General features: G+C 68.1%; 10 protein-coding genes. 3 read left to right on the forward strand and 7 right to left on the reverse strand.

Annotated features, from left to right (window positions below):
* Positions 1-144 precede the first annotated feature (144 nt).
* The 3 genes from VNG13_08580 (at position 145) to VNG13_08590 (ending at position 3867) form a co-directional block, all read left to right on the forward strand.
* Positions 145-2238 (forward strand): DUF4388 domain-containing protein, encoded by a 2094-nt coding sequence (locus VNG13_08580; protein ID HVA60578.1) that lies wholly within the window; start codon positions 145-147, stop codon positions 2236-2238.
* 590 nt (positions 2239-2828) lie between these two features.
* Positions 2829-3218 (forward strand): hypothetical protein, encoded by a 390-nt coding sequence (locus VNG13_08585; GenBank protein ID HVA60579.1) that lies wholly within the window; start codon positions 2829-2831, stop codon positions 3216-3218.
* A 304-nt stretch (positions 3219-3522) separates the two neighbouring features.
* Positions 3523-3867, forward strand: coding sequence for a hypothetical protein (locus VNG13_08590; GenBank protein HVA60580.1), 345 nt, complete (start codon positions 3523-3525; stop codon positions 3865-3867).
* 328 nt (positions 3868-4195) lie between these two features.
* Here VNG13_08590 and VNG13_08595 read toward each other — a convergent pair whose 3' ends face one another.
* The 7 genes from VNG13_08595 to VNG13_08625 all read right to left on the reverse strand — a co-directional run bounded on the left by VNG13_08595 (position 4196) and on the right by VNG13_08625 (position 8113).
* Complete coding sequence (locus VNG13_08595; protein ID HVA60581.1) at positions 4196-4642, reverse strand: polyketide cyclase; 447 nt, start codon at positions 4640-4642, stop codon at positions 4196-4198.
* A 350-nt stretch (positions 4643-4992) separates the two neighbouring features.
* Positions 4993-5382 (reverse strand): type II toxin-antitoxin system death-on-curing family toxin, encoded by a 390-nt coding sequence (locus tag VNG13_08600; protein ID HVA60582.1) that lies wholly within the window; start codon positions 5380-5382, stop codon positions 4993-4995.
* Complete coding sequence (locus VNG13_08605) at positions 5379-5570, reverse strand: CopG family transcriptional regulator (GenBank protein HVA60583.1); 192 nt, start codon at positions 5568-5570, stop codon at positions 5379-5381. The genes VNG13_08600 and VNG13_08605 overlap by 4 nt, the downstream gene beginning before the upstream one ends.
* 113 nt (positions 5571-5683) lie before the next feature.
* Positions 5684-6043: a hypothetical protein gene (locus VNG13_08610; GenBank protein ID HVA60584.1), complete on the reverse strand. Its 360-nt coding sequence runs from the start codon at positions 6041-6043 to the stop codon at positions 5684-5686.
* Positions 6044-6225: 182 nt separating this feature from the next.
* The gene (locus VNG13_08615; GenBank protein HVA60585.1) at positions 6226-6492 is read right to left on the reverse strand and encodes a hypothetical protein; all 267 of its coding nucleotides are present in this window, start codon (positions 6490-6492) and stop codon (positions 6226-6228) included.
* Positions 6493-7511: 1019 nt separating this feature from the next.
* Positions 7512-7904 carry a HicB family toxin-antitoxin system gene (locus VNG13_08620; protein ID HVA60586.1) on the reverse strand — a complete coding sequence of 131 codons (393 nt, stop codon included), beginning with the start codon at positions 7902-7904 and terminating at the stop codon, positions 7512-7514.
* Positions 7901-8113 carry a hypothetical protein gene (locus tag VNG13_08625; GenBank protein HVA60587.1) on the reverse strand — a complete coding sequence of 71 codons (213 nt, stop codon included), beginning with the start codon at positions 8111-8113 and terminating at the stop codon, positions 7901-7903. Before VNG13_08625 ends, VNG13_08620 begins: the two co-directional genes overlap by 4 nt.
* Positions 8114-8866 lie beyond the last annotated feature (753 nt).

The following is an 8866-nucleotide window of genomic DNA, read 5'->3' on the forward strand; positions in this document are numbered from 1 at the left end:
GTGTCACGCCGCCACCCGGTGGCGCGGCGGAATTAGTTCGGCTGGGCCGGCTCTGATGGGCCGGATGGCTCAACGTCCGGCCCGCTCCTGCCGATGCCTGAACGTATCCATCGGACCGGCCGCGATGGCATTGGGAGGTCGCGCATGCTCAAAGGCGACCTGACGACGACCCCGCTCGTCCCCCTCCTCCGGTCGCTCGCCGACGACATCGCGACGGGCTGCCTGCACGTGTTCGACAGCGAGGGCGACGAGGCCCTGGTCTACGTCAAGAACGGCCTGATCTACTCGGTGTCGGTTCCGGGTCGGCGGCCCCAGCTTGGTTCCCGGCTGGTCTCCTCCGGGGCGCTGGCGCCGGAGGCGCTGGCCGAGGCTCTCGAGGCCCAGCGGACCGAACTTCAGGGCTGGCGGCTCGGTGAGCTGCTCGTACACCTCAGCTACGTCGACCAGCCGGTGGTGGAGGACTTCGTCAACGAGCAGGTCCACGAGGCGATGTGGGATCTGCTGCGCTGGCAGGAGGGCAGCTGGAAGTTCCGCAAGAACGAGCGGACCCGCGAGGACGTCGCCTCGCCGGTCGCGATCGACGACCTCGTCACCGTCCTGCGCGAACGGCAGGACCGCTGGGAGGAGATCGCCGCGGTCGTGCACGGACCGACCGCGGTCCCCACCCTGTCCGCCCGCGGCAACACCCAGCCGGAACTCACCCTGGACCCCGACGCCTGGTCGCTGCTGTGCAAGGTCGACGGCGAGCGTTCGGTGGCGGAACTGGCCCGCGAGTGCGGCTACACCCTGTTCGAGGTCGGTCGCGTTCTCGTCAACCTGGTCGCCTCCGGGCTGGTCGACGTCGAGGACGACCTGACCGACGAGTCCCCGCCACCCGTCCCAGTCGATCGGGTGGACCTGGTCGGCCGGATGACCTCCGCGCTGACCGGACTCTTCGAGCCCGAGCCCGAGTTCGACGAGCCGGTCGACGACACCGCGCCGGCCCTGGCCCGGCTGGTCACCGCCGTGACCACTGGCGAGCGAGCGGCCGAGCTGCCCAGCGTCGTCGCGATCAACCAGAAGTCGGCGTCGTTCGCCGACGCGATCTCCCGGGTGTCCACCGCGCTGTCCGACCTGCTCGGTCCACAGTCCGCGATCGAGGATCCGTACGAGGTGCCGGCGGAGTTGCGCCGACGTTCACCGCGGGTAGCCACCGCGGTTCGCGTCGTCGTGGACCCGGAGCGGGAGCGCCGGGACCGGATCCGCGCCGCCGCGTCGGCGGAGCTCGCGGCCGCCCATGCGATGGCCGAGGCGGCGCACCGGGAGGCACGTGAGCCGGAGGCTCAGGTCGCCGATGTCGTCGATCTAGACGTGGTGCGCCGCGAGTCCGCCGCCCGGGAACAGGCCGCCGCTCAGCGGGCTGCCGAGGAAGCCGAAGACGAACGGCTCGCGGAGGAGGCGGCCCGGCTCGCCGCCGAGCAGGAGACCGCCCGTCTCGCGGCTGAGTACGAAGCCGCGGAAGCCGACGCATGGACGGAATACTGGATTCGGGAGGCCGAGGAGCAGGCCGCGCGCGAGGCCGCGGAGGCCGCCGCCCGGGAAGCCGCCGCCCGGCTCGCCGCCGAGACCGACGCGTGGACCGAGTACTGGATGCGGGAGGCCCAGGAGCAGGCCGCGCGCGAGGCCGCGGAGGCCGCCGCCCGGGAAGCCGCCGACCGGCTCGCCGCGGAGACCGACGCGTGGACCGAGTACTGGATTCGGGAGGCCCAGGAGCAGAACCGCCTCGCCGCCGAAGAGCAGGCCCGGGCCGACGCGGAACTCGCCGAGGAAGCCGCCCGCGCCGCCGCCGAAGAGCAAGCCCGGGCCGAGGCCGAAGCCGAAGCGGCCGAAGCGACCGAGCGGGCCGAGCTCCAGGCCCTGGCCGACCTCGAGCACGACCTGGCGAACCCCGCCCGGACGGTGGCCTCCGCAGAAGTCTTCGCCGAGTTCTCCGCAGCGCTCGCGTCGATCACCGAACCCGAGGCGACGACCCTGGTGGCCGACCCGGAACCGGAACTGGAGCCGGAGCCGGAGCGCGGCCCCGTCCGATCCGAGCTCGCCGACACGGCCGCCCTGCTGCGCGAGCTTTCGTCGCTGGGCCTCGAGGACGCCCCGCCACCGCCACCGGTCCGGCCCAGCTCCCCCGGGCATCCGCGTCCCTCCGCCCAGCCCTCGGCCGCGGACAAGAAGACCAAGAAACGCGGCTTCTTCAGCCGTTAGTCCCGAGCCGAAGGCCGCGGGACTCCGTCGTCGACGTCACGGCTCTGGTCACGCTGAACCAGCCGGGCCTCGACGAGCGCACCGGCACGTTCCCGAGACACTGATGGGCGGGGTCGGCGCAGGCCTTCGACGAGTCGCGGGCATCTGACGAACCACAGCGTTATGCAGCAGCCACCTGTTGGCGGCATCTCTACCTGGACACGATCTCATGATCAACGGCAGCGATCATTCGTCACCGTTCCTCTCGTATGCGCCGATCTCGGTCCTCATCCTGGTGGCGCGGAGAGGACCTGATCTTCACCGAGACCGGCCGACCCATCGTCACGCAGCGATGCCGGCTCATGTGCAGATAACGAGGTCCCTAACACCACCCTGGATTCGACCACGCGGGACGCCTAGACATGTGCGTCCGTACCGAGCTGCCGGTCGCGTAGGCGGTCCGCCCCGCACGCGAGTCGGAGCTGCCGCAGGTCGAGGGCCTGCTCGACACGATCACACGACGTTGTGTCGTTCCGGCGACCTCCGCGCTGGACAAGAACTACGACTCGCAGGGCATCCACGACTAGCTGATCGGCCGTGGCATCCGCCCGGTGATCGCCCTCATCAAGACGGCTCGGGTGCTCCGGGGCGAGCACAGGCCGCCGACCTGCGAGCACGGGACGTGGACTTTCGCCGGGGCCGACGAGACGCGGGGTGCGAGGCAGTGGCGCTGCCCCACCCGCGAGTGCGCGCCCGCGTCGCGGTGGATCAAGTACGACCGGCTGCACCCGCCGATCCCACACGGCAGCGCCCGGTGGAAGGCGCTCGACCGGGGCCGCATCGCCGTCGAGCGGTGCTTCGGCCGACTCAAGAACGAGCGCGGCCTCACCCCGCTACGAGTCCGCACCCTGGATCGGGTCAGCCTGCACGCCGACCTCACCATCTTGGCCGCGCTCGGCACCGCCCTGCTCGATACCGGGCAGGCGGCCCTGGCGGCTTAGTGTGGCCGCCCGAGCGGTCCGGAGGCCTTACCCCGGTAGGGTCTCTTCACGGCGTAGGCCGTGCCTGCGAGACCAATTCCCCGATGCTCGGGCTGGTGGGGAGCCATGCTCAGGACTACCGAGCCCTGGTCAAGTGGCTCAGGTCACAGGGATGGCGGGTCGATGAGGAACGGGCGGGTATCCAATGGCGTACTGCCCTTGTCCAGGTAAGCATAAGGGGACGGTCCACAGGACTCCCAGCAATCCGCGGTATTGGCGGGAACGCCGGGCAGAGTTCGCGCGAAAGTGCAAAGGAAGGTAACCGATGGAACATATGTTCGAAGTCGAGATGAACCTTCGGGTCTTCGGGCCGAATCGCGCCAAGAACTTCGACGCTGTCACTGACGCCTACTACACCGTAGAGCAGGGTGATGCTCGCCTACTGGACTGCGCCTGGGACTACGCCGAGTGTGACGACAGCGGCGAGGTAGATGTGCAGATCACCGTTACCGGCAGCGATGAGAAGGATGCCTACGCCAAGGCCAGCACAGCGGTTCGCACCGCGATCCACGCTACGGGAGGCCTCACACCCGGATGGGAAGACATAGCCGACCGCGATGTGTCCGCCTACCGTGTCACTCGCGTCGAGGTTGAACTGATTCCTGCCTGAACCCCACCAGCCGAACCCCGCCCAGGTCCAGGTAACCGGTTCGTATCGCGGGAGCCTATAAAGCTATCGGTGTCGTACGGGAACAGCACGACGAAGCCGAGCGTGTCCACGTACCACTGCACCGACTGCTGAAGGTCGGAGACCGTCAGCGCCACGTGGCTCATGCCGGCGAAGGAGGGCGGCGTCATCCAGCGAACGTACAGGGCGCGTCCCCCCTCGCCCAGCACGTTCATCGGACTCGTTTGTCTCCGCTGGCGCCGGCCGCACGCGGCGCAGTGCTGGCTACCGATCGGTTCCACCGAGCGCCGACGACAACAAGGAGCCGTACCTACTGACTCGGCGCCGCTCGCTCGGCCTCCGCCAAGGACTTGAGGTTCTTGAGCTGGCGACGGGCCATCGGCCAGTCGCCGACGGCGAGGGTAGCGTTGTACCAATGGTCGTGTTCCACGACAATCTTCAACAGTAGCCGGGTCGAGCGGCCTTCCGGCGTGAGGACGTACGACATCACCGCCCCCATGATGCTCGCGGTGAGGTGCTGCTCCCGGGCAACGGACAGAACGCGACCGACCCGAACCTTCCCCGCGACGCGGGAGAAGGGTTCCCCCGGTCGAGGGTCAGGCAGCCCACGAAGGTCTCGCGGCGACCGGTGGCCCAGGTTGTCCAGCCAGTCGTAGGAGTAGGGCGCCAGCCGGAGCTGGCACAGCCAGGGCCACACCTGCGCCGGTGACGCGTCCACAGTGACACCCCGCCACAACTGCAGGACGGGCGACGCCACGAGGTCATCGCAGGGAAATCGGCGCACCACTTCCTGGTCCGTCACGCCCCACCGCTCGCCGATCACGCGACGTCCCACAACGTGCACCGAAGAGACCACATGGGCAGAGGATAGGGACGCCCCCGGTGACTTCGGCCGCCATCAGCGGGGCGGCACCTGTGACTGCATGATCTGCGGATGGCACGTCGGGGACATCGCGAAACGGAGCGGAACGCCGCAGGCGACATCGTCATCCGTCGTGGTAGCTGTCCGAACAACCCTCCCCGGGCCGATCGATACGGCGTCACGGGGCGGTCCCGCGAGCCAGCACAGCTCCGAAGTACCGACGGGGCGCGGGCGCAAGGGCGGTTCTATCCGTCTACGAGGTGCGTCGCGATCCAGTCTGCGATCTGTGCCACGTCGAGGTTCCCCGCAGCGACGGCCAGCACGAGGGCCTCGGCGTCGTCCACGGTGTAGCGCAGATCGCACCCGTTCAACAGGCAGAACGTGCGCGTCGCCGCCCAGGCAAGCCGCTTGTTGCCATCGACAAGCGGATGATTGCGGGCCAGCGAATGCAGCAGCGCGGCCGCCTTCTCCGCGAAACTCGGATACGCGTCGTCACCAAACACCGACATCGCCGGGCGGGCGGCCGCCGAAGCCAACAGCCCGGAATCCCCTAGACCCACCTCATCGAGGATCCCGCCGGCGACCTCCAACAGGTCGTCGACCGTGAGGTAGTCGAGCGCCGGTCGCTTGCTCACCGAGCCAGGCGGTCCAGCAATTCGACGTCCTCGGTGCGGATCCGCTCGATCGCCACCGCCAACCGAGCCGGCCGGCCGCTCGTGTAGTGGCGGATCGCCGTGCGGGCGACCTCCTGCATGGATCGACCCTCTTCGTCGGCCTTCCGGCGCAGCGCCATCGCGTCCTCGTCCGAGAGGCGCAGGTTCATCGCCACCCCGAAACGGTACCACGGCGGTACCACACGGGAACGCCGGCTCGGCGACGCGCGATCCGCCAGGCTCAACCGTCGGGTAATGCGCGCTCGCGCTCGGCTGCCCAGCGTCAGGCCCGTGCGATGGTGATTGGCCGGTCCGCCCCGGCCGCAAGGAGGGCCACGTCGCCGGGGTCGCTGGTCAGCACCACCGGATCGGTTCGGGTCGTCGCATATGCAACGACGACGGCATCGGTGACGCTGCTCGTGCCGGCTCGGCCGGTCACGGTCCTCAACCGCGCCGCCTCGCGGGCCAACGGTTCCGTCACCTCACGCACCTGCGACAGCTTGACCAGCATGTTCGCCTGATAGTCGCGCCGGGCATCCCCGGTCAGGCCTTCGACCAGGACCATCGCTGGAATCTGAGCCGGCCACAGCCCACGCCGGCGCAGCGCCTCGAGTCGAGCCCGCTGCCCGGCGAGTGCACTCACCCCCCGGCGTCGAGGACCAGCTCGCTCACGCGGACCGCGGTCGCCGACGGGATCGCGCCGGTGCCGGCTCGCCAGCGAGTACCGAGTCCACCCAACGCTCGGCCGCCGCCGCCTCCTCGATGCCCATCGGCCCGAGCGCAGCCCGGTCGTCTCCTCGTGGTAGTCGTCGAAGCGGGAACGATTCAAAACCCGATCACCTCCTGCCGAAGATGATCAGCCTGTTCGCGTCCCCGGCGAGGGTCGCGCCGCAGGTCGACATACAGGCGGAAGACGTTGGTAATCCAGATGTCGTCGCGCCGTTGCCGGAAGGCGAGCGGGGTGTCATCCTTCGCCTGAACAAATACGACGTTCGCTCCGTCCGGGACGGGCTCGGCACCAGCCACCTGGAGCATCTCCGCGGTCACGATCTCGGGTGTCACCCAGACCTCGGCTACCGGCACCGCCGTCACGAAAGGTGCCACCAACATGGCGGCCGCGGCCCCGGTGACCGCGTACTCGACGCCGTGGGCATCCAGTTTTCGACCAAGTTCTTTGACTCGGCGTTCTGGCGTTTGCGCGAACAGAAACGCCGATGTCCGTCGCGACCGAAGCTCTGTCGCCTCCTCGACCCACAGATCCAGCAGAGCGCATGGATTCGGGCGAGGCGCCTGCCACCACCGCGAGCTGAGCCGGGTTCACTCCACGCCGGAGCATCTCGGTCATCCAGGAATGCCGCAACAGGTGCGAATGCATCGTGCGACCGATACCCGCACGCTGCGCGGCCACGTTGACGAGCTGCTCGACCCCCGACATCGTCAGCGGTTCGTTCTCGCCAAGCGGCCCTCTGCGGAGTGGGACAAACAGCCGATCGCAGGACCGCGGCTGCGGCAGGTGTCCTTGGAACCGCTCCAACCTGCGGAGCAGGACCGGCACGATGGGAACTGGGCGCTCCCGGCCGCCCTTGCCCTGGACCTTCAGTTGCGCAGCGCGTCCGCCGCTGCGAACGATGTTGTCCTCGCCCCGGCCGAGCAGTTCGGACAAGCGCCGCCCGCAGTCGGCAAACAGACGAATGATGAGCCGGTCACGTTCCTGCATGACTCCTCCGTACAAGCGATCTGCTCGCGGCTGAGCGCGTCCTTATGGAGCTTCGGCAGGGTGGGAAGCTGCGGCTTCGCGCCTATCCGCTCCCCCTGTGCCGATGCCCAGTCAGCATCTGCCGAATCTGGCGTACGTAGGAGCGGACGTGTACTCCGACAGCGGCTTCCCGGAGCGCGCCTACGCCGACCACCAACCCCTCACCGCGACCGTCAACACCATCCGCCGCTATCGACCGGATGGTCACCGGCTACCGGTCATTCTCAGATGTCCGAATCTGCCGCCGACCGAGCGCTCCCGAACGGCCGCTATGGGCGCGACCCGACGCTTGGAGGGGCCCGTCGAAGAACGGCACCTCGGGTGTGGCGATTCCGACCCCGCTGCGCTCGGACCGTCAGGAGGCCCGCGAGAGCCCGGACGAGACGAGTTGGTGCGCTCGCTGGTACGAGACGCCGAGCAGTTGACCGATGTCGCGGACGGTCATTCCGGACTTCGCGAGCTCCTGTGCGGCGGCGCGGAGTTCTTCGGCGGCCTGGGCTTGGGTGTCTTTCGCCTGGTTCCGAAGCCGAACGGCGCGGTCGAGCCGGCGCTTGGCGGCAGCTGGCATCTGCACCTCGACGTCGAGGTTGAACGTGGACGGCTCGGTGTCGGTGACGAGCGCGATGAGATCCCTCGCCATCAGCTCGACCTCGCGTAGATGCCGAGCTTGGGTCACTCCCACTTCTGGAACGCGCACAAGCCAGAACCGTCCGTCCCGTTCGACGTTCGCGCGGTAGGTCCTCTTCATTTCCACCATCCTTCGCCGAGCTCTGCCGCGCATTCCTTGAAGATCTCGGTGACCAGCTTCTCGCCAAGCTCGGTATGCCGAGGGATCGGGATGGTCAGCCTCCCGAGTGAGTAGACGGTGTGGCTCGCACCCTCCCGTTTGATGACCCAGTCGACGTTCACGGCCCGGGCGCGTCCGGCGATCCTTCGGATCAGGTCCTTACGCTTCACAATCCTAAGTCTAGGGTGGGCTTGACATCAAGTCTAGCTCCTTTAGACAGTTCGGGCACGACCGTGGAACATGTCGAACGTGAGCGCCGGCTCGGCGTCATCTCCTGGGCTCCGTCGGGCCGTCCGAGAGCGCACCTTCTCGCTCGACCGAACGAACGCGACTTGAGCTCCGCCTCCATTTCGCGCACGCACTTGACCAGCCGTCCGCGTCCCCAACACCGACGGTGAGCTACGCCGAAAACTCCAACTCGGCCCAAGCCCGGACTGCCAAAGACGACCCGAGGCGTGAAGGATGCCTCGGGACACCTGTGCTCGGTGTCCGAGACATCACAATCGGCGGTGGAGGTGGGATTCGAACCCTTACATGACCGTATTTTCGGGTACTCACGAGTGATCGTTAATACCACGTTTGCCCAGCTCGGAGTCCTATTTCTCGGGAAGGGCGTGATCATGAATTCTCGGGCGCGTCGAAATTTTCTGTGACCAATTCTGTGACCAGACGAAGATCATCGCCCCAAATTCGACCGACGCGAGCCGACCGGGCGCCCGTCACCGACGGTAGCTGCGCGGCAATCACCAAGGGTAAACAGGGTTCACCGCTGGCCGCCCCACAGCTAGCCTGCCCTTCCACGTTAGCCGTGAGAGTTAACACCACGGGGGTGGGAGCGGGTGGGTTAGCCGAAGGTGAGTTTGAGTTGGCGGCCGCCCCACCAGGGGATGGGGGTGGTGGTGTCGGGGAACCCGGCGGCGAGT

The organism is Mycobacteriales bacterium (assembly GCA_035533475.1).
GTDB lineage: Bacteria > Actinomycetota > Actinomycetes > DATLTS01 > DATLTS01 > DATLTS01.